We start from the raw sequence: 23,527 nt of genomic DNA on the forward strand, positions 1-23,527 counted from the left end.
GAGGAGAACATATGAAAAAGAAACTTACTATTTTATTTAGCATGATGTGTATTTTAGTATTATCAGCATGTGGTCAAACTAAAGCTAATGAAGAGGCAACGAAAAAAACGGAAAAAAGTAATGATCCAAAAATCGCCTCTATGTCCATTCATTTAACAAATAATTTACTTGCATTAGGAATTACACCAGTAGGTTCTGTTATTGGCGGAGATTTAAAAGATTTCTTACCACACGCAAAAGAGCAGTTGAAAGATACGAAGAAACTTGGTGTTGTAACAGATCCGAATATGGAAGCGTTACTTCAATTGAAGCCAACTGACATTTATGTGGATGAAAAATACGCGGGCAAAGATTTAGCGAAATACGAAAAAATTGCAAAAACACATTCTTTCAACTTAGATGAAGGCACGTGGAGAGATCAGTTAAAACAAGTTGGTAAACTTGTAAACCGTGAGAAAGAAGCGGATAAATATATTCAAGATTACGAAGAGCAATCAAAACGAGTAAAAAGTTTAATAGATAAAGAATTAGGTAATAACGAAAAAGTAATGGCAATGCGCGTTACTGCAAAAGAATTACGAGTATTTAGTACGAAAAGACCGATGGGACCAATTTTATTCCAAGACTTAGGATTACAACCTGCAAATGGTGTAGAGAAAATTGATGGAAACCGTCCTTTCGAAGTCATTTCACAAGAAGTATTACCTGACTTTGATGCAGATGCTATTTTCGTTGTCGTTAACAGAGATGATAAAGCGAAAGCTGCATTTAAACAACTTCAAGAAACACCAATTTGGAAAGACTTAAAAGCTGTTAAAGGTAAGCACGTATACATTATTAATGACCAACCATGGCTTGACTATTCTGCTTTAGGTAACAAAATGGCAATGGATGAAGCAGAGAAAATGTTTACGAAATAATATAGATTCGATGTTAGGAAGATCCTCTGAATTTTGAGGGTCTTTTTTATTGTTAGAATAAATAAAAAATTATACAATAAATTTAATTTAATGCAGAGGAGATGTGCCGATGTCAGCACTTATTGTAAGTATCCCGTTTATAAAGCAGTTTATGGAAATAGGGGATAAATAGGCTAGAATAATTATCCCCATTATTTAATAAAGGGGAGTTTGAAATGACAATGAATCTTTTTCAAAATAAAACGGTTAAATTATCAGTTATGAGAGAAGCAGATGCTGAAGTAATGGCTATGTGGCAAGAAGATAGTGAGTATTTAAGGAATGTAGATACAGATGTAGCATTCCCGCAATCGATACAAGAAATAGCAAGTGATGGGCTATTAAAGGGACGGAGATCGAATAGTGTTTCTTTTATGTTAAGGACAGTTCAAGATGATTGCTTAATTGGTTTTGTTGCAATTCATGGCATAGAGTGGAATAACAGAACGGGTTTATTAGCCATTGGTATAGGAGATGCAAATGATAGAGGAAAGGGATATGGAAGAGAAGCAATCCATCTTATCTTAAAATATGCTTTCTATGAATTGAATTTACACCGCGTCGGTCTGGATGTGATTTCTTATAATAAAGCAGCCATTGCGTTGTATAAAAAGATAGGTTTTCAGATGGAAGGGTGTATGAGAGAAGCGGTTCAAAGAGATGGGAAGTGTTTTGATCGTATCATTATGGGGATATTGCGGGATGAATGGATAGGGTTGCAAGATTAGCGAATACATTCAATATTATATATGTAGTATGCAGGAGATATAATGATAATTGGCGAAAATTTACAGTGAACTGATTGAATTTATAAGGAGTTATGTAAAATGAATTTAGAAAAAGTAAAACCAGTAAATGAAGAGGTCGCTGAATTAAAGGAACTAATTAAAGAGTTACACGGAAGTGTACATCAACTGCAAAGCGAAGTGCAGCAACTAAGGCACGAAAGACCAGTTGTTGAAGTGAGAAAAGGTGTTCAATTATCACCAACAATTGTCGGACAAATTGGTGGTATGATTTTAGGTGGGTTAGCAATTATCGGTATATTTTGGTGATGAAAAAAGGTTTGCAGCACGATGCTGCAAACCTTTTGTATTTGACGATATAATTTCATGCAATACAACTTTTACATTAAATAACGTAAATATATATAACCATGTGATAACAAGAGTGCAACAATAGTTAATGGTAAACCAATTTTTAAGAAGTCCATATAAGAGAAAGCATGTCCTTCACGTTTTGCAATACCAGCAACGACTACGTTTGCAGATGCTCCGATTAGCGTTCCATTTCCTCCTAAGCAAGCTCCAAGAGATAACGCCCACCATAGTACTTCGATTTGCGGAGAATCGACAGATAGTCCGAGTCCTGTAGCTAAGTCTTGAATAAGAGGAATCATCGTAGCGACAAATGGGATGTTGTCGATTGTCGCAGATGCGATGCCAGATACCCATAAAATAAGTATAGCTGCGAATCCGATGTCACCGTTTGTTACGCCGATTACTTCTTTTGCAAGTGAAGAGATAAGTCCGATATCAATTAACCCGCCAACGAGAACAAATAGTCCGGCGAAGAAGAAAATGGTTACCCATTCAACGTGGGCAAATACATCTTCAATATCATGTTCTTTCACGCCGATTAACATAAGAAGTGTAGCGCCTGTCATCGCGATAACAGCAGCGTCTACATGAATAATCGAATGAAGTACGAAGCCTAAAATAGTTAGTCCTAAAATCGAAATAGATTTTAAAAGGAGGCTTTGATCTTTAATGTAATCTTTTTCGTTTAATGCCATTAGTTTTTCGATTTGTTCAGGTGTTGTTTTTAGTTTGTTACGATACATGAAGTAAATAATGCCAAGTGTCACGATAGAAATAATAATTACGATTGGAGCTAAGTTAAGTAAAAAGGCGTTAAAGTCTAAATGCTTGTTTGCTGATCCAATCATAATATTAGGTGGATCACCGATTAATGTTGCTGTTCCGCCTATATTTGAAAACAGCACTTCTGAAATCAAATAAGGCACAGGATTTACTTTTAAAATACGTGTAATGGATAATGTAACAGGAACGATTAATAAAACAGTCGTTACATTGTCCAAAAATGCTGATCCGACAGCAGTTAATAGGGATAGTAATAATAAAATGCGAATCGGTTTTCCGCCAGCTGCTTTTGCCGCTTTAATGGCCACAAATTCAAAGACGCCTGATTGACTCGTAATATGTACGAGAATCATCATCCCAATTAAAAGGGTAATCGTTTCCCATTGAATATGTGATGTGAAAGCAGTATGTAAATCTACAACTCCAAAAATAATCATAATAGCAGCACCGAATAGTGCGATTACAGCACGATTCAATTTCTCAGAAATAATAAATCCGTACGTGATTAAAAATACGGCAATTGCAAAATAATATTGCCAATTTGCTACTTCATGTGCTGATTGTTCCAACCATGTCACCTTCTTTAAATTATGTATTCAATTGTCGAAATGTATCTCGCTGCAATAATGCGGGATAAAATATATTGTAGCAAATTCAAAAAAGAAAGAAAACTATTTAACAAAGTGAAGGAAAAAATGTATTTTTTACATATCATATAAAAAATATAAAAAACACAGTGCAAATTATTAGGAAAAGTGAGCGTTGTCCTCTAATATAGAGATAGCAATTTACATTATTTTTGCGTAAAATGGTTTAAAGAGGTGAATTCCGATGGAAATAGTAAAAGATAGTTCTCTTATTCAAAATGAAATTGAACGTTTTGTAAATAAAGATGTATATATTCATTTAGAAACGACAAACGGAGCGTATGCATCACACATAAATGAAAAGATGATGACAGTTGGTGCTTTCATTCGAAATGCAATTATCCGTTTTGAACGCGGGAAGATAACTGGAACAAATCCATACCGAGTTGGTCTAAAAATGGATCACGGTTGGGTATATGCTGAAGGTATTACGCACTGGGAAGTAGATGGTCAAGAGCGTTTATTACTAGCTGGACATGATAATTTAGGTCGTCTAGCAGTTGCACTTGAGTTAAGCTTAACACCATTTAAGTAAGAAGGAGGGAAACTTATGGAGAGACATGTACTTGTTGTATTTCCGCATCCAGATGATGAAGCCTATGCTGCGGGAGGAACAATTCGCTTATTAACAGATCAAGGAGTACCTGTAACATATGCATGTGGTACTCTAGGACAAATGGGACGTAACATGGGTAAGAACGTATTCGCTAACCGTGAAACGATTCCAAATATCCGTGAGAAAGAATTGAAAGATGCTTGTGAAGCGATGGGCATTAAAGATTTAAGAATGCTTGGCTTCCATGATAAAACGTTAGAATTTGAAGATGTTGATTTCGTTGCTGACAAAATTGAAGCAATCATTCAAGAAGTAAATCCATCTCGAATTATTACATTTTATCCAGAGCACGGTGTACATCCAGATCATAATGCATTTGGCCGCGCTGTCGTTCGCGCTGTATCACGTATGCCAAAAGAAGAGCGCCCAGTTATCCATGCTGTTGCGATTACGAAAAATCGTGAAGCAGTATTAGGAGAACCGGATGTTGTAAATAACATTAGTGAAGTATTTGATCATAAATTAACTGCATTAGGTGCGCACCGTTCACAAACAGAAGCAATGCTGGAAGATACGCATGCAAAAATAAAAAACAAAGATGCAGCAACATTAAAATGGCTGCAACTTGAACAATTTTGGACTTATAAATGGGAGTAGGCTAGAAGGATACCTTCTAGTTGCTCTTACATAGAAAAAGCGCCGTCACTTGTGATGGCGCTTTTTCTTGTTGAAGACTATATATTTTTTAGGGTGCTTCAAAATTTTTAAATTAACGTGCAGTATAGCCTCCATCAACAAGAAGTGTTGTACCGTTAACAAAACTAGCATCATCACTTGCTAAAAATAAGACAGCTTTAGCGACTTCTTCTGGTGTTCCAAGTCTGCCTTGCGGATGAAGTGAAGCTAAATATTCTTTCTGTTGAGGATTAACACTACCTAGTAAAGGGGTGTCAATATAACCAGGGCACACCGCATTAATACGTATTCCATATTTAGCGTAGGCAGTACATAAATTTTGAGTTAATAGTTTCACACCACCTTTTGCAGAGGAGTATGCTGTTGGGGTAGGTAATGAAACAAAACTATGAATCGAACCAGCGTTAACGATGACACCACCTGTACCTTGTTTAAGAAATTGTTCAATCGAATATTTATCAGAAAGGAATACCCCAGACAAATTAATATCAATAGTTCTTTTCCATTTTTCATAGGATAATTCGTTTGCCGGTGCATCATCAGCAACGCCGGCATTGGCATACATAATATCTAATTTACCGTATGTACTTACTGTCTCATGAATTAGCTGTTTAATATCTGCCTCTTTTGTTACATCAGTTTTAATAAATAACGTAGTATATCCATGTGCATTCAATTCATCTGATAGTTCTTTTCCACGTTCAGAAAAGTCAGCAATAACTACTTTTGCACCTTCTTCGATAAAAAGACAAACAGTAGATTTGCCAATTCCACTTGCACCACCAGTTATGATTGCTACTTTGTCTTTTAATTTCATATAAACCTCTCCATTCATCAATGAATTTAAGTCGAATTTTTAAATCTTGTTACTAAACTATTAACCTTAAATAGTAAGTTTATAGAAGAAAAAGCTCGCGTTTACTTAATCGTGAGAGTACTATTTGTGTCTTTATCCCGCTATTTGCCGGGCAGTAAGACCCGCACCTCAAAATTCAGCGGAAGCAAAGACGTTAGGTGGGGGCAGGCTACCTGTAAAAGCACGATTGATTAAAGTTTCACTTTATTGTACTTATTGATACAGTGATGCATGAAATTATTAATTTGGTCAATTTTATCATTAGATTGAATATTTGGTAAAGAGCCTTCGAACAGAGTGAGTGTGGATGCTGAAAAATTAAAATAAATATTCAGTATTATTTGTAGGGTAAGGAACAAAGGGGAGAGATAACTACTACGCTAGTTAAATAGGAGAAAGCCTTGCAGGGGGGCAAGGCTTTAAACAGGGTATTAAAAATTATTGATTTATTAAGAATAACTTCTTCTTGTGAATAAACTAATTTTAGCATGATAACTCATATATATGTGTTACGAATTTGTGAATAAAAACTCAATGATAAAAGTATGAGTGAAAGGAAATAAGGTATTTGGGATATGCATTATTACACAAAGTTCAGTTGAAATAGGGAGGAACATAAAAAAAGCGCAATGAGCAAAATAATTAAGAGACGAATTATACTAAAGATTAGTGGAACGCCTACTATTTAATTTCTTTTTGTATTTAATTCTTTAGAACTGATTGTTAATAATGTATGTAAGAAGCGTATATTTTGAATTATTTAATAGAATAATATATATTTATATTGATTTAATGATTTTAGTTTGTTAAAAATGGGGAAATCGATATGAAGGTTAAATTTGCCGTAATAAAAGATGAGAGCTTTGATTGTAGTTTATTGGAAACAAAATTATTGAAAACTTTTAAAGAAGTAGATTGTGAAGCAGATATTGTAAAGGTTGAGAATGAAATTTTTGAAAACAATGATGTACAAACGCATTTATCAGAAATAACCATTCATGTTACTGGAAAAAATATTGGATACAGATCCGTTTCAGCCAGTATATTTATTGTTCTAGAGAGTTTATCAATACAGCTATTTCGTATTCATATTAGTATATTTTAAGCAGTTCAAAAAGTGGATTCTTCAGAAAATCATACTGATTATATTAAGTTGTAAATATGAAAACAATAGAAATTATCGTAGGTGCTCCCGAATGTTGGATTGCACCTTGTTTGTTGTTAAATAAACAGGGGATTCCTTTTCTAATTTTAATGTATCTTAACGCTAATTCATAAATAGAAGAATGGAAACATGTGAGTGATTCAATTAGATTGTACAAATAATTTGGTACGCTGATATACGGAATGTATTCACAGGTAAGAGGGTTGTCTCATAATATATATAGATTTTTCTATAAAGATGAACAGAGGGTGTGAATATATGGAAGATGTTTACGCTAAAATTGACAGTCTCAAGGCGGAGCAAAAAGAAATTATGAGAGACATTCGAAATTTAGAAACGCGTACCACTATTAATGAGAAAGACATAGCAACAATCAATAAGCAATTAGAAAAAATAAGTACAAACACTACTTGGATTTTGCGAATTATTATTAGCGCGATAATAATGTCAGTTTTAGGATTGATATTAAAAGGGATGATTTAAAAGAAAGAGGGGAGCTCCCTCTTTCTTTTATGTAAATGAGAAACTATAAATTTTCCGTTTCCTTTTCGTCTGCATACTTATCCTCTAAGGAAATTAATAGAGGGATTGATATAGTTACAAGAATGATTAAAGTGGTGATAAAAGATTTAGAAAGAGAAAAAGAACCTTCAATTAAAGGTGATAAAAACTTGAATGAAAGTATACTTGTTATGAAGGAAATTACTAAAAAGCTAAAAAGAGATATATTTTTATTCTTTATAGATGTCTCTATAAAGTCTTTAACACAGGTTATTACGACAAATATAGTTAATATGATAAGAGAAACAAAATAATGTGTTAAATTCGTCATATTAATAGTAGGATCGTCTATTATGTAAGCAAGTAACTTAGATACTAATATTCCTCCAAACAATAAAATAATAAAAGCAAGTAATCCTTCCAATATATAAGTGCTGAAATTGTCTTTCTTGTTAAAGAGTTTATAGTTTAGAGTAGATTGGGTTATTTGAATTAGGAATAGGGTAATAATCCATACATAATATACAAATGGTAATTCTCCTGAGAATAGAGAAATTAGAAAGTTTACTACTGTCCTTAAAATTTCAATCATTACGAAAGTCCTCCTACTTGTTCAGCTTTATGACATTAGGAATATATGAGTATATCATTTTATAATTAGGTTTATAGATTCAAACTATTTCTAATTATTCCATAATAAGGTGTTTGTATCAAGTTGTTCACTAATATAAAAAGCACATTTGAACGTTAATACTAGAAAAATAAAAGTAATATGTAATATAATTGAAAAAGTATATTTAAAAATCGATGTTAATATTACCCTCCTATAAGTATTAACATACGTAATTGAGGTGTTTTCTTTGTTGTTTTATGACCGGATTTCTATAATGGCCCCTCCTGTTCCGTAGCTAAGGAAAGTCTTTTTATTTCTGAGATTTTCAAAGTTATAGGAGGGTATGAAAAATGAAAAAAGTCTCAGTACCATCACTTTTGTTAATGATTATTCTTGTCGCATTTCCGCAAATTAGTGAAACGATTTACACACCGTCTTTACCGGACATTTCAAAGGCGTTACATGTAAGTAATAATGAGGTGCAGTTAACGCTTAGTGTGTATTTTGCTGGATTTGCTTTAGGTGTATTTTTTATTGGATGGCTATCAGATATAATTGGCCGTCGCCGGGCAATGTTATTTGGAATTGTCGTATATGGCGCTGGGAGTTTCTTATGCTTTATTGCAAATTCCATTGAAGTTTTATTGGTAAGTCGTTTTATTCAAGCGTTTGGAGCAAGTGCAGGATCAGTTGTGACGCAAACGATTCTTCGTGAAAGTGTAGAAGGGCATAAGAGGCATGTTATGTTTGCTCAAATCTCGGCAGTCATTGCTTTTACACCAGCGATAGGACCGTTAATTGGTGGCTTTCTTGATCAAATGTTTGGATTTAAAATAGTATTTTTAAGTTTAGTAGTTATGAGTATCGGTATTTTTCTGTATACGTTTGTTTCTCTTCCTGAAACAAAAACGGGCTCAGTAACGAATAAAATAAATGTATTTTCAGTCTTGAAGAGGTTAATTACAAATCCGAAAGTGATAACATATGGGCTGTTAATTGGAGGAGCAAATGGTGTTTTATTTAGCTATTATGCAGAAGCACCGTTTATCTTTATTGAATACTTTCAGTTATTACCTAGTACGTATGGGTTTTTAGGAATTGTTGTTGCGTCTGCTTCTATTGTTGGAGCGAAAGTTTCAAAGCGTTTACTTGCTACTTATAAACCAGAGAAAATTATATATATCGGTTGTCTTGTAATGACAGGGGGAGCTATCCTTTTATCTGTTATTACGTTTGTTGGATCAAATCCGAATGTAATATATATGGTTGTATTTTTAATAGCGATGTTTATATTGCTATTAGGAATTGGCATAGCGTTACCTAACTGTTTAAGTTTAGCGTTAGTAGATTTTCAAGATGTCATTGGTACAGCAGGTGCATTGTTTAGCTTAGGGTACTATGTAATTGTAACGATGACAATTTGGGGAATGAGTCAGCTGCATACAGGCTCATTAATGGTGATGCCACTTTATTTTCTGGTTATTGTAGTTATAATGGCAGTGTTTACTAGGGTGTTTATCTTTGGTAAGCAAACTTCGAAATCGATTTAAATATGAAATCATAAAAGAGTCTCATTTTTTAATGAGATTCTTTTATATTTTATTCCGTTGTTTTGAGGCAGAAAGGTTTCTGCCTCAAAATTTGGCTGGGGTAAAGAAGTTAGTAGTTTATTAATATATTAAATTTCTCATTGGTATATAAATTGAATGTGTGGGAAATTACGTTATTAACAATAAAGGCTGAAGTATTTAAGATATGAAACTAAGGAAAAAATGTTCTCCTCGGTTATTTATATTGTAATAATATACATGCCGGAATCATATTGAATAGATGTATTTTATTGTTAATTTAGTTAAAAATTAATCAGACTTATGTATAATAATTTATTGAAAAAATAATTGAATTTTTCAGATTAATGAATTAATATAAGGTAAGTAATTTTAAGATTTATAGAATATTGGAAGATGAAAGGTTTTGAGAATTTTATTAGGAGCGCAAAACGATTTTAGGATAGCTTTAAAGCTAGTGTAAAATGACGTTTGCTTCATCATTTTCAGGGCCAAAGGGAATTAGGGGAAAGCATCTTGTTTTAAAATGCGACGACTATGAATCATCTAAGAGGGGGAAGTGAAGTGGCAAACAAAGAATTGAAAAGAGGTTTAGAAGCACGTCATATTCAAATGATTGCTTTAGGCGGAACAATTGGTGTTGGTTTGTTTATGGGTTCAGCCAGCACGATTAAATGGACAGGTCCGTCAGTAATGCTTGCTTATGCAATTGCAGGTATTTTCATCTTCTTCATCATGCGTGCCATGGGAGAAATGTTGTATATGGAGCCAAGTACAGGCTCATTTGCGACATTCGGTCATAAGTATATTCATCCACTAGCTGGTTATATGACAGCGTGGAGTAACTGGTTCCAGTGGGTTATCGTTGGGATGTCAGAAATTATCGCGGTTGGAGCGTATATGCAATATTGGTTCCCAGATTTACCAGCTTGGATACCAGGTATAATTGCAATGGTTATTCTTGGTGCAGCCAACTTAATTTCAGTTAAGTCATTTGGTGAATTCGAATTTTGGTTTGCGATGATTAAAATCGTTACGATTCTGTTAATGATTATTGCGGGATTTGGCCTTATTTTCTTCGGGATTGGTAACGGCGGAGAAGCGATTGGCATATCTAATCTTTGGTCAAATGGCGGTTTCTTTACAGGTGGTTTTTCAGGATTCTTCTTTGCATTATCACTTGTAGTTGGAGCATATCAAGGTGTGGAATTAATCGGGATTACTGCTGGTGAAGCGAAAAATCCGAAGAAGACACTTACAAAAGCAATTCAAAGTACAATTTGGCGTATTTTAATTTTCTACATCGGTGCTATTTTCGTTATTGTAACTGTGTATCCGTGGGATCAATTAAGTACAATTGGTAGTCCGTTCGTAGCAACTTTTGCGAAAGTTGGTATTACGGCAGCAGCTGGACTTATTAACTTCGTTGTAATTACAGCGGCAATGTCTGGTTGTAATAGTGGTATTTATAGTGCTGGACGTATGCTTTATACGTTAGGGGTAAATGGACAAGCACCGAAATACTTCACGAAACTTTCTGGAAATGGTGTACCTTTATTCGGTACAGTTGGTGTAATTATTGGTTTGGCGGTTGGTGTTGTATTAAGTTATATCGCGCCGAAAAATTTATTCGTATATGTATACAGCGCAAGTGTACTTCCTGGTATGGTACCATGGTTCGTCATTTTAATTAGTCAAATTCGTTTTAGGAAAGAAAAGGGAGCAGAGATGAAAGATCATCCGTTCAAAATGCCGTTTGCTCCTGTTACAAACTATTTAACAATTGCCTTTTTAATTATGGTATTAATCGGAATGTGGTTTAACGATGATACTCGTATTTCACTAGTTGTAGGTATTATTTTCTTAGCTATCGTTACAATTAGTTTCTATGCTTTCGGAATAGGGAAGCGAGCTCCGTTAGACGTTCAAAATAATAAAGAGATTTCAAGTAAATAAAGAAGGGGGCTGTTCATCTGGAACAGCCTTTTCTTATTGTTGTTATTTGTCGATAAATCGGTACACCTTGTCGAATTGTTGATATAATTTGATTTGTGATAGATATATTTGAAAAATCGTTGATATATTGTACGTTATGATAGATATATTCGAAAAATCGTTAATATAATTTCACATACTATCTGTCACTATCATGATTAAAATTTCTCTAATACGATTTTCCCTATGGTGTGCCCGCTTTCAAGTAGTGCATGTGCTTTCTTTAAGTTTTCAGCGTTAATCGGTGTTAATGTTTCATTTAAAGTAGTCTTTAAAATGCCTTCATCTAGTAGTTCGCTTACTTTATTTAATAGTTCGTGCTGCGTAATCATATCGCCAGTTTCATACATCGCTTTTGTAAACATAAACTCCCAAACGAGTGTAGCACTTTTACTTTTTAAAATACCCATTTCAAGAGGGTGTTCATTTTCTACGATAGAGCAAATTTTGCCTTGTGGTTTAATAAGGTCACATATTGCTTGCCAATGTTGATCTGTATTGTTTAAGCAGAAAATATAATCTACATCGCTGAATCCAAGGCTTTGTAATTGCTCTTTTAAAGGGGTATGATGGTCAATTGTATGGTCAGCTCCAAGCTTTTTAACCCAGTCTATCGTTTCGCCGCGGGAAGCAGTTGCGATTACATTTAGTCCAGCCCATTTCGCAAGTTGAATTGCGATTGAACCGACACCACCAGCTCCGCCGATAATTAAAATGTTTTTAAATGAGTTCGTATCTTTTTTAGTATGATCAATGCCTAAACGTTCAAATAAACCTTCCCATGCTGTAATCGCTGTTAAAGGAATTGCGGCGGATTCAGCATCATGTAACGTTTTTGGTTTCTTACCGACAATTCTTTCATCAACTAAATGATATTCACTATATGTACCTTGTCTCGTAATGCTTCCAGCGTAAAATACTTCGTCTCCTTCTTTAAATAATGTACAACTTTCGCCAGTTTGTACAACAACACCACTAGCATCCCAGCCAAGTATTTTTGGTGCATCTTCTTTTTTATCTTTCGGAGAGCGGACCTTTGTATCAACTGGGTTAACGGAAATAGCGTTAATTTTCACGAGTATATCTCTTCCTGTGGCAACAGGTTTTTCAATTTCCAGATTAATTAAACTGTTTTCTTCTTCAATAGGTAAGTATTCATGTAAACCAATTGCTTTCATTTGTAATCCCTCCATTAAAGTAAGAATCATTTACCTCTATATTATAGATGGTGAAATACTGCTATGTAAAAAAATACCCTCTTTTTTATGTAAGCTGTACTGATAGTCTAGAAGGAGTTTATTTCTAAAAAGAAGAATTTTTTACTGTATTACTTTATCCAAAACTAAATGTAAAGGTGGATACATAATGACAGTAAAGAAACTTTATTTCATCTCAGCAGGTCGTTGCATGTTGGATCATTCGTCTGTTAACAGTGCGTTAACACCGGGGAAACTATTAAACTTGCCGGTGTGGTGTTATCTTCTAGAGACGGAAGAAGGTCCTATTTTAGTAGACACAGGTATGCCAGAAAGTGCAGTTAATAATGAAGGGCTTTTTAACGGTACATTTGTTGAAGGACAGATTTTACCGAAAATGACTGAAGAAGATAGAATCGTGAATATATTAAAGCGTTTAGGGTATGAGCCAAACGACCTTTTATATATTATTAGCTCTCACTTACATTTTGATCATGCAGGAGGAAACGGTGCTTTTACAAATACACCGATTATTGTGCAGCGAACGGAATATGAGGCAGCACTTCATAGAGAAGAATATATGAAAGAATGTATATTACCGCATTTGAACTACAAAATTATTGAAGGGGATTATGAAGTGGTACCAGGTGTTCAATTATTGTATACGCCAGGTCATTCTCCAGGCCATCAGTCGCTATTCATTGAGACGGAGCAATCCGGTTCAGTTTTATTAACGATTGATGCATCGTACACGAAAGAGAATTTTGAAGATGAAGTGCCGTTCGCAGGATTTGATCCAGAATTAGCTTTATCTTCAATTAAACGTTTAAAAGGAGTTGTGGCGAAAGAGAAACCAATTGTTTTCTTTGGTCATGATATAGAGCAGGAAAAGGGTTGTAGAGTGTTCCCGGAGTATATATAGTGCAAAAAGTCATGAGTTCGCGTGCTCATGACTTTTTCGTTTAAATAATTTTTTTAAATAAATTATAAACTTTTTTTGAACTATCTTCGTTTAACTGATAGTACGTAAGGTTTACATCATCAGGAGTATCTTGCTGAGCAATCATCACTTCGCTGCTGTGATGATCAACTACCCATATGAAATATTTTTTATAAGTTCCATCTTCGAAAGTAATCCACATATCACAATCTATTAAGTCTGATCCTTCTTCATCTAATGTTAATTTGCCTTTTTTTGCGGTATTCATACTGTTAATAAACGTTTTTAATTCATCTGTTTTTGTGAGAAAGATATTCTTTTTTGTTTTAATTGATTCGACATGTATATCTTTTATTTCCTGTTTTCCTAAAAAAACAGGAGGCTCATTTGGATCTCGCGAGCTTGAAATAATAGTAGCTTTCTTTTTCGGCTTATTTGCAGTATACAGATCTTGAATAGATTTTCCCGAGTTTACAAACCATACAATTCCAGAAATAATTAATACGCTACCGAGCAGTAAAATGATTTTCTTAATAGAATATTCTCCTCTCTATTACTTCGTATGAAGAGCTTTTCTATTAATATATGATAGGGAGGCGCAAAGTATTATAGTTGAACTTGGTTATGCTTCACAGTTTTTACAGGGCGATCTACGAGTAAATTGTAAGTGAGACCAATTAGTACGAAAATGCCACCGATAACTTTGCCCATTGAGAGTTCATGCGACAAAATGAAATCAATGATAGTCCCCGCAAATAATTGTCCGATAAAGATGAGTAATGTTAAATAAAATGCTGATATTTTAGGAGTGATATAGTTCGATAGTGAAATGACGATAACGCCTACTAATCCGCCTAAGTACACAGCGATGGGAATAGATTGTAACGTCTGCATTGGAATATACAATGAATCTGAACTGAAAATTAAAAATAACATAGAGAAAAATAATCCAGTAATATAATTGAAAAACGTGCCTTCCCAATTTCCAATTTTTGCTGCTAAATTCGCGTTTATAATTCTAGCAACAACGATAGAAACACCAGCTAAAATAGCGATCGTAATATATAACATTTTTTTGCCTCCATTAATAAATTGTCATGATTATAATTCCGGAAGAGATGAAACATAATCCAATTAGTTTTTTCTTTTCAAACTTTGCAACTTTCATTCCTAATAAGCCGAAATGATCAATAACGATGGAAGCGATAGATTGACCGAGTAAACTTAATGCAATCGTAATAGAAGCACCAAGGACGGAGAAACTTATATTATTAAAAAGGACAGTGAATACTCCAATCGCTCCAGCGCTATATAAAAAAAGCGGAATACTTTTATCAAAATGAATTTTATTTTTGTTTATGATTAAAATGAAGATAACTGCAATTAAACCGACAAGGTGAATGACAACGCTTGCTGTATACTTCCCAATTAACTCAGATAAAATCCCATTCAGTGGAAGCATAACGGCGATGAGCACACCAATAAAGACAGAAAGAAAGTTATACAATGTAATATCCCCTTTAATTTTCATATTTGTAATGACTGTATCATGCTGAAATTGTGTATTGTTATGACATATGTCATAGTGGAAGAAGAAAATTTTAATTACAATGGGGATGAGTTGTAAAGGTGGGGGACTATGAAGAAAGTATGTAATTCTATTAAACTAGCAGAGTATATGAAGCAAAATAATATTGATTCATTTTTTAGTCATGATATGAAGCCGTATATGGAACTTATATTTTTTAAAAAGAATGAGTTTATTTGTAGAGAGAATGAAGAAATAGAGTATTTATTTTTCTTCGTTGAAGGAAAAGCGAAAGCGTTTAATACATTAAGTAACGGGAAATCTGTATTGCTATGTTTCTATGATAGTTTGCAGCTGTTAGGAGATGTTGAGTTAATTCATTCTCAAAAGACTGCTTCAAACGTACAAGTAATGGCAGATTCATATTGTGTTGCTTTACCTTTAGGAAAAGTGAGAAATCAGCTATTTCATGATGCGAAATTTTTAAGATGTATTTGTGGATCGTTAGCACATAAGTTAAATCGACTTTCAAAAAATAGTACAATTAATTTACTATATCCACTTGAAAATAGACTTGCAAGTTACATGTTAGCAGCAGGGGAACGAGCGGTGCAGCACGGAAATCGAATTGTGTTTAGTGGGAATTTAACGGAAACAGCTGAATTGTTAGGAACGAGTTATCGGCACCTATTACGTACATTAAATATTTTTTGTGATAAAGAGATTATAAAGAAAAACAATGGTTGCTTTGAAGTAGTGAATGTGGATGTTTTGAGGGAATTGGCTGCGGATGTTTATAAATAGGAGATGAAGTTATAAATGATTACACCTATATTTAGAATTTTTGATATTGAAAAAGCAAAACTATTTTACATAGGTTTTTTAAGATTTAAACTGGATTGGGAACATCGGTATGAGGAAAATATGCCATTATATATACAAATTTCGTTAGATGATACTGTGATACATTTATCAGAACATCATGGTGATGCCTCACCAGGTGGTGCGATTCGGATCAAAATAGATGATGTAAAGGATTATCATTCTGTATTATTAAGTAGAGAATATGCTTATTCGAAGCCGAATATAGAAAAAACACCTTGGGGTACAATTGAATTAACTGTGATTGATCCGTTTTTAAATAGAATTATATTTTATGAGGAAAAATTGTCGGAGTAGAAAGGATTCATATACAAATATTCATGGGTTAAGTAGTGTAGTTACGTGGTAAATGTAATGAAGAGTAGTTCATAAAGTAGTGAACTGCTCTTTTTCATGTTGTTAAACAGATTGAATTATTGAAAAATAAATCGTATGATAAAATACATGAACAAATGAGCATATATTCATTTGTTGTAAGGAGGAGGGAAAAGATGTTAGATGCAATCATTGTTGGAGCTGGTCAAGCGGGATTGACAATAGGATACTACTTGAAGCAGGCAGGATATAATTTTTTATTACTCGAGGCAGGAAACCGAATTGGTGATTCATGGAGAAATAGATATGATTCTTTGCGGCTCTTTACACCGAGTGAATATAGTAGTTTACCAGGTAGGATATTAAAAGGAGCAAGGAATGAATTTCCACATAAAGATGAAATTGCAACTTATTTAGAAGAATATGCAAGACATTTTCAATTACCGGTACAATTACAAACGGAAGTTCTAAAAATAAAGAAAGAAAAAGAAATATTTGAATTACATACTCCTACAGAAATTTTACAAACGAAAAAAGTTATTATCGCATCAGGTGGTTTTCAGCATCCATTTATTCCCTCGTTTTCAGAAAATCTTTCACCACATATTTTTCAAATACATTCATCACAATATAGATCATCATCGCAAATTCCACAGGGGAAGGTACTTGTAGTAGGTGGCGGAAATTCAGGGATGCAAATAGCAGTAGAACTTGCAAAAACGCATGAAGTTACGGTGTCTATTAGTCATCCTTTAACGTTTTTACCGTTACAACTTTTCGGAAAAAGTATTTTTAATCTGCTAGAAAAAGTGGGTTTATTGTACGCTGAAATAAATACAAAGAGGGGAAGATGGTTTCAGAAGAGAAAGGACCCTATTTTCGGTTTTGAAGGTAAGAAACTTATTCGTAATGGAGCAATTAAACTGCAAGAAAAAGCAGTAAGTGCATCAGGAAATAACATTATGTTTCAGAATGGTGATATTTATAGTGCAGAAAGCGTTATATGGTCAACTGGTTTTGTTCAAAATTATAATTGGATTAAAATTGAACAGGCAGTGAATGAGAAAGGATTTCCTAATCATATAAGGGGAATCAGTCCAGTAAAAGGATTGTATTATATCGGATTACCGTGGCAATCTCAAAGGGGTTCCGCACTTATTTGTGGTGTAGGAAAGGATGCAGCATATTTGCTTTCTGAAATCAAAAAAATAGATCAGTAGTGATAACTACTGATCATCCATATGTACATGAATTAGGAGAGGTCAAACATTTATTAAATTTATTATAATAGATTTTCATAGAATTAAAAACTGAAAATTCTAATTTCATGTTGAGAAAGTTTTTTGTATCGAAATATATGAAAAAATAGGGATTTTTATTGAAACAGAAAAAGATATTTCTATTTTAGTAAATTATGATATAGTCTAAATAAGCGTGTTTTTCCATAAATGTAATTATTTTCATTGTAGTTTCGTTTATATGAGGGAAGGAGAAGTAATTATGAAGTTTGATGATCAACGCTTATTAGGAGTCCGATTAGGTTCTGTACTTGTGACAGAGGAAAATCAATATTTAGTAATTAAGAAAAAAGATCATTATGCACTGTTAAATATACATAATTTAGAATGCACTCATGTTGAAGTGCAGTTAGAACATTTGGAAGAAATGTTGCGGGAAGATTTCCAAGAAAGCATAACGGAAATTATCGCACCAGAACATATAAAAATTGTTGCGAAAAATGTTATATAGATAAAGAAGCTGGAAGGAACAGCTTCTTTATTTTCATTATAAGGGTAACGTTTTTACAACTTCACCAATGATCCCTTCCATTTGATGAACACCTAAATCGGAATTGGTCATAATAACAGCACCATTCCAGCAGTATGGATAACAAACCATCATACATTGAAATCCAACGCCCCATCCGAGTGAATAAACCTGTAATTCTTCATTAGAATCATCTAGAAAAACACCTAATCCAGTCCATTTTGAGCAACCTTGAGGAGAAATCATGTCTATTACTAATTTTTGAGAAAGTTTTAGTTTACCCTTTCCTTGTAAGGAATGAATGATTTCAATAACTAAAGCTGATAAGTCAGTTGGTGTTGTCCAAATACCTGAAGCAGCTGCGAATGGATAAAATGGATACTTCTCATTTGTTACAGTTCTATCTTTATTATGTCCGCAAGCAAAAACATCGCTTTTATCTATGTCTTTTGGAGAGAAAAGTGTACTATTTTTCATTTGTAGTGGCTGGAAGATGTGTTCTTCTAATAACTGACTAAATGATCTTCCTGTAATATCTTCAAGTAGTAGTTCAATAATACAAAAGTTTGCATCGGAGTAGTGAAATTCGTTTTCTGGTTTATAAGTTATTTCTATCGGTACTGGGCAATAGGATGTTTTACCGGCAAGGAGTTCAGACATGTTTGGTCGCCCTTGTGCAAATGTATAATGTCCAAAACTATTAGGAGGATCAATAATTCCAGATTGGTGACTTAATAAATTTCGCAGGGTGACTTTTTTCTGTGAGGTAAATAGGTTGGTAGGTATGTTCCAAGATGTGAGTCTATCATTTATGTCTTCATCTAAATGTATGATTTCTTGATCTGATAACGTTAGTACGAGCATTGTAGTGATGAATTTACTAATTGAACAAGAGTTGAATATAGAATTCGTAGTGACAGTTCTAGTTGTTCCAGATTCAAGCGTTCCAAAGGCAATCGTTTCGTCTAGTTTGCCATCACGTATAATAGCAAGGCTTAAACCTGCAACGGAATATTGGTTCATTTTTTCGTATATATTGTTACTTTTTAAGTTCATAGTGACTCCTTTCTTAAAAAGACAGAATGTTAGTTCTATTATACATTAGTAAATAGAGAGAAAAAGAAAAAACTTTATCTTTTATCGATGAAGTTTTTTTAGTTAATTCGAAGTGAATGTTTTAAAAAATTTGTCTCGGTACATGTACATAAGCCATGAGGTTGTTAGTAAGGAAATAATCATTTGTTTATTTTTAATTGGCGCATTGAAAACAAGCCAGCCAACGATATCAAATAATAAATGTAGTGCAAATGAAAGAACTATAAATTGTAGTAACGTCTTAAAAAATCTTTTCATAATGTGTCCCCCTAAAATAAAAGGTTTTATTAACAGTGTTGTATATTACTATTATACATTAAATGTGTTTAGTGGTAAAATTTACACAAGTTAGTGAAATAAAACAAATGAAAGCTAATAAGGAGGGATAGTCATGGAATTTTGGATGATCATACCGATAGCGGTCCTTGGGTTTATTTATATCATTGAAAAATTAAATAGAATCGAAAAGAAAACGGATGCACGTTTAAAGAGGATGGAAGATAGATTACAGCTAATTTCGAAAGAAATGGGAATTGTAGATAGAGAACCTGAAATTAATAAAGAGTTACGTCAGCTTATGGAAGAAGGAAAAACAGTTACAGCAGTTAAGAGAGTAAGAGAGGCTTTTGGTTTTTCCTTATTAGAAGCGAAGCAATATGTTGATAAATTATAAAAAAGATCATCCATTTGGGTGATCTTTTTTCAATGCACCATGCGTGTATTTACATAAGCAGCGATTATAACGTGGCCAATTATAATGATAGGAAATAAGATTTTGACATTAGGAGTAGTGAAGACACTACCAATTGTGGCGATAATACCAGCAGTTAAATTATAAAGACCAACTATTTTTGATAACCTAACTTTATCTGGCACACGGCGTTCATTGAATCCTGATAAGAGCCAAGTGTATTGTTTAACTCCGATGAAATAGGCTAGTGCAAATGAAATAATTGCTAGTATGAATAATGAGGGGGAAGCAAAGAGAGTCATTGAAAACACCTCCGTTAAAGGGTTATAAATAAATTATAGTATGAATGTTATAATTTAACAAAATTAAAGCGTACAAAATTTGTGCGCTTTTTATTAATGGTATGAAAAATATGCAAAAAAAGATGGAACAAACTGTTAAGGTGAATTGTCTAATATAGGTAATAACTATTTCGTTTGAAAGAAAGGGTGGAGAAAATGAAAAATACATTATTAAAATTAGGGGTATATGTTAGTTTACTAGGAGTAACTCAATTTGTTAGTACAGTTTCTTCTGTGAAAGCGGAACAAAAGCTAGAGCATAAAGCTATAAAAAATGAGACAGGAACTATTTCAATATCTCAGTTAAACAACAATGTATGGGTTCATACGGAGTTAGGTTCTTTTAATGGAGAAGCAGTTCCTTCGAACGGTCTAGTTCTTAATACTTCTAAAGGGTTAGTACTTGTGGATTCTTCTTGGGATGACAAATTAACGAAGGAACTAATAGAAATGGTAGAAAAGAAATTTCAGAAGCGCGTAACGGATTTCATTATTACACATGCGCACGCTGATCGAATTGGCGGAATAAAAACGTTGAAAGAAAGAGGTATTAAAGCGCATAGTACAGCATTAACTGCAGAATTAGCAAAGAAAAATGGATATGAAGAGCCGCTTGGAGATTTACAAACAATTACGAGTTTGAAGTTTGGCAATACAAAAGTAGAAACGTTCCATCCAGGGAAAGGACGTACAGAAGATAATATTGTTGTTTGGTTGCCACAATATAAAATTTTAGCTGGAGGCTGTTTAGTGAAATCTGCGGAAGCAAAAGATTTAGGAAATGTTGCGGATGCGTATGTAAATGAATGGTCTACATCGATTGAGAATGTGCTGAAGCGATATGGAAATATAAATTCGGTAGTACCTGGTCATGGAGAAGTAGGAGACAAGGGATTACTTTTACATACATTGGATTTATTAAAATAAGAAATTGTAGAAATACAAAAGAAAGGAGAAATAATTTTCTCCTTTCTTTCTTCTAACTATATTTAAATGCTGAATCTGTCGATTACGTCAGCATATATTACTGAGATTTTAATTCCAAGTATACAAATACTAGTACTGTCATAATTGCAATAACAACGTAAGTAGCATCAAGCATTATAAGTGTTTTTAAAGTTTCAGTCATCGTAATTCACCCCTGTTATAAAAATATAACATGATCTTTTTATTGATTAGATTAGAGATCATAAAGATAAAATGTATATGAAATTTCTTAAGTAGCTTCTATATAAATATATCATATAAATAATGTAAGTAATGTTAAGATAGTGTAAATGTATTGTAAATAAAAAGCTTTACAATAAAGGCTTTAATAAAAAATGATAGTTTCTTAAAATAAAAAATACGCTATTCTTTCTATTGAATGATAGAAAAGGATGGCGTTTTTGTATGTCTATTTTCATATGTGATGAATTGCAACTATTTGTATAAGGATTCAAAAAATTTTCGTTGTATATATTTCTCCAAATTAATTATTTAGCTATTTAAAAGTATCGAAAGATGTGTGCACACTAATGTACATTTTTTAGTGTCAATAAAAATATTATGTCAACAATATGAACTGTCACAAATCTTTATATATTATTGTGATTGATATCACATCACTTTTTTTCAATGGGTATTATGCTTAAGGTGTAATGAATGATTGGGAGAGGGTGGGATGATATGTTTTGTTATCAATGTGAACAAACGCCAACAGGCGGATGTAAAGTCATGGGTGTTTGTGGTAAGAATGAAACGATTGCGAGTTTACAAGATACGATTGTGTTTGGGCTAAAAGGAATTGCAGCTTATCGCACACATGCTGCTCAGCTAGGGTATACGGATGCATTTGTAGATGCTACAACACAAGAAGCTTTATATATGACATTAACAAATTCTAATTTTAACGAACAAGAGCATATTGATATGGCTATGAAAGTTGGGAAATCAGCTTTACGGGTGATGGAGTTATTGGATGAGGCACATACGAATCATTTTGGTGTGCCAGAACCTGTACAAATTACACAAAATCGTGTAGAAGGTAAAGCAATTGTAGTTACGGGCCATAATTTATTTGCATTAGAAGAACTATTAAAGCAAACAGAAGGAAAAGACATTAATATTTATACGCATTCTGAAATGCTACCAGCACACGGATACCCGCAGCTGAAAAAATATAAACATTTAAAAGGAAACATCGGTAAGGCATGGTATGATCAAAGACGCCTTTTTGAAAAATTTACTGGTGCCATATTAGCTACAACGAACTGTGTTATGCCAATTAAAGGCTCGTACTCTGATCGATTCTTTTCATATGACATTGCAGGTTTAGAAGGTGTACAAAAAATTGAAAATGATGATTTTACAACGTTAATTCAAAAAACGCTAGAACTTCCAGAAGTACATATGGAGTCGGATGAACAGTTAGTGACAGGGTTTCATCATAATACAGTATTATCATTAGCTCCAGAAATTATTGACGCAGTAAAAAAAGGGAAAATAAAGCGTTTCTTTGTTATCGCCGGTTGTGATGCACCGGGAAAAGGCGGAGAATATTATCGTGAATTAGCAACGTCACTTCCGCCAGAAACGGTTATTTTAACAACTTCTTGCGGGAAATTCCGCTTTAATGATGTGGATTACGGTGTTGTACCTGGTACGGAAATTCCGCGTTACATTGATTTAGGACAGTGCAATAATTCAATTTCTACAGTGAAAATAGCGGCTGCTTTAGCTGATGCTTTTCAATGTGAAGTGAATGAATTGCCAGTAAGTATTGTCCTATCATGGTTTGAACAAAAAGCGGTTGCCATTTTACTAGGGCTATTTAGTCTTGGGATTCAAGATATTCGCATCGGTCCAAAGGCTCCTGAATTTATTTCAGCTGGCGTGCTTGATGTATTACAAGAAACATTTGGTTTAAAACTAATTACAAATGCAGCAGAAGATATGGCTATGATGTTATCGTAACAAAAAATGATCTGTCTTATTAAATAAGAAGAGCTAGCCATATTCATTAACTTTGGTATAGTATAGCGCCCCAAAACAAAAATGTAGAATTTTTATTTTGGGGTATTTTCTTTTCTTAGTGGGATAGGTATGGGGAAATTTTAAAAAAGAAAACAGACTGTATCGAATAGGTAATAGTTGATTTTAGAAAAAAATATAAAAATCGAGTTGACATTCATCGCTACTCAGTCATACAATGTACTTGTAATAAGCAATACTGAGTAGTGTTGTTTCTCAAAATATTTTCAGCAGACAATAGGTAATAGCGGATTTTAGAAAAAATTTGAAAATCAGTTGACATCTATCGCTACTTAGTCATACAATGTAGATGTAATAAGT

At 33.5% G+C, this 23,527-nt stretch carries 27 protein-coding genes; 17 read left to right on the forward strand and 10 right to left on the reverse strand.

Annotated features, from left to right (window positions below; translation table 11 throughout):
• Window positions 1-11 precede the first annotated feature (11 nt).
• From MR143_RS12495 to MR143_RS12505, 3 genes are all read left to right on the forward strand, one after another.
• Complete coding sequence (locus MR143_RS12495) at window positions 12-920, forward strand: iron-hydroxamate ABC transporter substrate-binding protein (RefSeq protein ID WP_000728234.1); 909 nt, start codon at window positions 12-14, stop codon at window positions 918-920.
• A 215-nt stretch (window positions 921-1,135) separates the two neighbouring features.
• Window positions 1,136-1,687, forward strand: coding sequence for a GNAT family N-acetyltransferase (locus MR143_RS12500; protein ID WP_000178499.1), 552 nt, complete (start codon window positions 1,136-1,138; stop codon window positions 1,685-1,687).
• A gap of 99 nt (window positions 1,688-1,786) precedes the next feature.
• Window positions 1,787-2,014 carry a coiled-coil domain-containing protein gene (locus MR143_RS12505; protein WP_001047528.1) on the forward strand — a complete coding sequence of 76 codons (228 nt, stop codon included), beginning with the start codon at window positions 1,787-1,789 and terminating at the stop codon, window positions 2,012-2,014.
• Between the two features lie 71 nt (window positions 2,015-2,085).
• On the opposite strand, the gene MR143_RS12510 is transcribed toward MR143_RS12505, so the two are convergent.
• Complete coding sequence (locus tag MR143_RS12510; RefSeq protein WP_000437989.1) at window positions 2,086-3,411, reverse strand: ArsB/NhaD family transporter; 1,326 nt, start codon at window positions 3,409-3,411, stop codon at window positions 2,086-2,088.
• A gap of 262 nt (window positions 3,412-3,673) precedes the next feature.
• On the opposite strand from MR143_RS12510, the gene MR143_RS12515 reads away from it, so the two are divergent.
• The gene (locus MR143_RS12515; RefSeq protein ID WP_000407046.1) at window positions 3,674-4,024 is read left to right on the forward strand and encodes a YojF family protein; all 351 of its coding nucleotides are present in this window, start codon (window positions 3,674-3,676) and stop codon (window positions 4,022-4,024) included.
• A 15-nt stretch (window positions 4,025-4,039) separates the two neighbouring features.
• Entirely contained in the window at window positions 4,040-4,702 is a 663-nt protein-coding gene (bshB2, locus tag MR143_RS12520; RefSeq protein WP_000439487.1) for a bacillithiol biosynthesis deacetylase BshB2, read from the forward strand.
• 112 nt (window positions 4,703-4,814) lie between these two features.
• On the opposite strand, the gene MR143_RS12525 is transcribed toward bshB2, so the two are convergent.
• Window positions 4,815-5,558 carry an SDR family NAD(P)-dependent oxidoreductase gene (locus tag MR143_RS12525; protein WP_000768027.1) on the reverse strand — a complete coding sequence of 248 codons (744 nt, stop codon included), beginning with the start codon at window positions 5,556-5,558 and terminating at the stop codon, window positions 4,815-4,817.
• Between the two features lie 865 nt (window positions 5,559-6,423).
• Between MR143_RS12525 and MR143_RS12530 the strand changes: the two genes are divergently transcribed.
• Window positions 6,424-6,702, forward strand: a complete 279-nt coding sequence (locus MR143_RS12530) for a hypothetical protein (RefSeq protein ID WP_000865020.1) — start codon at window positions 6,424-6,426, stop codon at window positions 6,700-6,702.
• Between the two features lie 318 nt (window positions 6,703-7,020).
• A complete protein-coding gene (locus MR143_RS12535) occupies window positions 7,021-7,245 on the forward strand; it encodes a hemolysin XhlA family protein (RefSeq protein WP_000390462.1) in 225 nt (74 codons plus the stop codon).
• A 43-nt stretch (window positions 7,246-7,288) separates the two neighbouring features.
• On the opposite strand, the gene MR143_RS12540 is transcribed toward MR143_RS12535, so the two are convergent.
• Complete coding sequence (locus MR143_RS12540; protein WP_000570039.1) at window positions 7,289-7,855, reverse strand: DUF5823 family protein; 567 nt, start codon at window positions 7,853-7,855, stop codon at window positions 7,289-7,291.
• Between the two features lie 371 nt (window positions 7,856-8,226).
• On the opposite strand from MR143_RS12540, the gene MR143_RS12545 reads away from it, so the two are divergent.
• On the forward strand, window positions 8,227-9,426 hold the full coding sequence (locus tag MR143_RS12545; protein ID WP_000757995.1) for a multidrug effflux MFS transporter: 1,200 nt from the start codon (window positions 8,227-8,229) through the stop codon (window positions 9,424-9,426).
• Between the two features lie 582 nt (window positions 9,427-10,008).
• Complete coding sequence (locus MR143_RS12550) at window positions 10,009-11,400, forward strand: amino acid permease (protein WP_001284406.1); 1,392 nt, start codon at window positions 10,009-10,011, stop codon at window positions 11,398-11,400.
• 197 nt (window positions 11,401-11,597) lie between these two features.
• Here MR143_RS12550 and MR143_RS12555 read toward each other — a convergent pair whose 3' ends face one another.
• On the reverse strand, window positions 11,598-12,617 hold the full coding sequence (locus tag MR143_RS12555) for a zinc-binding alcohol dehydrogenase family protein (protein WP_000643785.1): 1,020 nt from the start codon (window positions 12,615-12,617) through the stop codon (window positions 11,598-11,600).
• A gap of 187 nt (window positions 12,618-12,804) precedes the next feature.
• Here MR143_RS12555 and aiiA point away from each other — a divergent pair, with 187 nt between their 5' ends.
• The gene (aiiA, locus tag MR143_RS12560; protein ID WP_000216601.1) at window positions 12,805-13,557 is read left to right on the forward strand and encodes a quorum-quenching N-acyl homoserine lactonase AiiA; all 753 of its coding nucleotides are present in this window, start codon (window positions 12,805-12,807) and stop codon (window positions 13,555-13,557) included.
• Window positions 13,558-13,597: 40 nt separating this feature from the next.
• Here aiiA and MR143_RS12565 read toward each other — a convergent pair whose 3' ends face one another.
• From MR143_RS12565 to MR143_RS12575, 3 genes are all read right to left on the reverse strand, one after another.
• Entirely contained in the window at window positions 13,598-14,092 is a 495-nt protein-coding gene (locus MR143_RS12565) for a YhfM domain-containing protein (RefSeq protein ID WP_033690086.1), read from the reverse strand.
• An 89-nt stretch (window positions 14,093-14,181) separates the two neighbouring features.
• Window positions 14,182-14,646: a DMT family transporter gene (locus tag MR143_RS12570; RefSeq protein ID WP_000965803.1), complete on the reverse strand. Its 465-nt coding sequence runs from the start codon at window positions 14,644-14,646 to the stop codon at window positions 14,182-14,184.
• Between the two features lie 13 nt (window positions 14,647-14,659).
• Window positions 14,660-15,106, reverse strand: coding sequence for a DMT family transporter (locus tag MR143_RS12575; RefSeq protein WP_002181299.1), 447 nt, complete (start codon window positions 15,104-15,106; stop codon window positions 14,660-14,662).
• A gap of 108 nt (window positions 15,107-15,214) precedes the next feature.
• Here MR143_RS12575 and yeiL point away from each other — a divergent pair, with 108 nt between their 5' ends.
• The 4 genes from yeiL (at window position 15,215) to MR143_RS12595 (ending at window position 18,049) form a co-directional block, all read left to right on the forward strand.
• Entirely contained in the window at window positions 15,215-15,907 is a 693-nt protein-coding gene (gene yeiL / locus MR143_RS12580) for a transcriptional regulator YeiL (protein ID WP_000754841.1), read from the forward strand.
• A gap of 15 nt (window positions 15,908-15,922) precedes the next feature.
• Window positions 15,923-16,282, forward strand: a complete 360-nt coding sequence (locus MR143_RS12585) for a glyoxalase superfamily protein (protein WP_000632393.1) — start codon at window positions 15,923-15,925, stop codon at window positions 16,280-16,282.
• Window positions 16,283-16,476: 194 nt separating this feature from the next.
• Window positions 16,477-17,520, forward strand: coding sequence for a flavin-containing monooxygenase (locus tag MR143_RS12590; protein WP_000882896.1), 1,044 nt, complete (start codon window positions 16,477-16,479; stop codon window positions 17,518-17,520).
• 280 nt (window positions 17,521-17,800) lie between these two features.
• Complete coding sequence (locus tag MR143_RS12595; protein WP_000666948.1) at window positions 17,801-18,049, forward strand: hypothetical protein; 249 nt, start codon at window positions 17,801-17,803, stop codon at window positions 18,047-18,049.
• A gap of 36 nt (window positions 18,050-18,085) precedes the next feature.
• Here the strand turns inward: MR143_RS12595 and MR143_RS12600 are convergent, their stop codons facing one another.
• Together MR143_RS12600 and MR143_RS12605 are read right to left on the reverse strand one after the other, a co-directional pair.
• Complete coding sequence (locus MR143_RS12600; RefSeq protein WP_086409460.1) at window positions 18,086-19,123, reverse strand: serine hydrolase domain-containing protein; 1,038 nt, start codon at window positions 19,121-19,123, stop codon at window positions 18,086-18,088.
• Between the two features lie 102 nt (window positions 19,124-19,225).
• Entirely contained in the window at window positions 19,226-19,420 is a 195-nt protein-coding gene (locus tag MR143_RS12605) for a hypothetical protein (protein ID WP_196478567.1), read from the reverse strand.
• 133 nt (window positions 19,421-19,553) lie between these two features.
• Here MR143_RS12605 and MR143_RS12610 point away from each other — a divergent pair, with 133 nt between their 5' ends.
• A complete protein-coding gene (locus MR143_RS12610; RefSeq protein WP_086409462.1) occupies window positions 19,554-19,835 on the forward strand; it encodes a hypothetical protein in 282 nt (93 codons plus the stop codon).
• A 29-nt stretch (window positions 19,836-19,864) separates the two neighbouring features.
• Here MR143_RS12610 and MR143_RS12615 read toward each other — a convergent pair whose 3' ends face one another.
• Window positions 19,865-20,155, reverse strand: a complete 291-nt coding sequence (locus MR143_RS12615; RefSeq protein WP_048525556.1) for a DUF3784 domain-containing protein — start codon at window positions 20,153-20,155, stop codon at window positions 19,865-19,867.
• A 195-nt stretch (window positions 20,156-20,350) separates the two neighbouring features.
• On the opposite strand from MR143_RS12615, the gene bla2 reads away from it, so the two are divergent.
• Both bla2 and hcp read left to right on the forward strand, forming a co-directional pair.
• Window positions 20,351-21,121 (forward strand): BcII family subclass B1 metallo-beta-lactamase, encoded by a 771-nt coding sequence (bla2, locus tag MR143_RS12620; protein WP_199717902.1) that lies wholly within the window; start codon window positions 20,351-20,353, stop codon window positions 21,119-21,121.
• 741 nt (window positions 21,122-21,862) lie between these two features.
• Window positions 21,863-23,149 (forward strand): hydroxylamine reductase, encoded by a 1,287-nt coding sequence (hcp, locus tag MR143_RS12625; RefSeq protein ID WP_002082429.1) that lies wholly within the window; start codon window positions 21,863-21,865, stop codon window positions 23,147-23,149.
• Window positions 23,150-23,527: the final 378 nt, after the last annotated feature.

Origin of the sequence: Bacillus cereus group sp. BfR-BA-01347, assembly GCF_022663835.1 — a bacterium.
Taxonomy (GTDB): domain Bacteria; phylum Bacillota; class Bacilli; order Bacillales; family Bacillaceae_G; genus Bacillus_A; species Bacillus_A thuringiensis_K.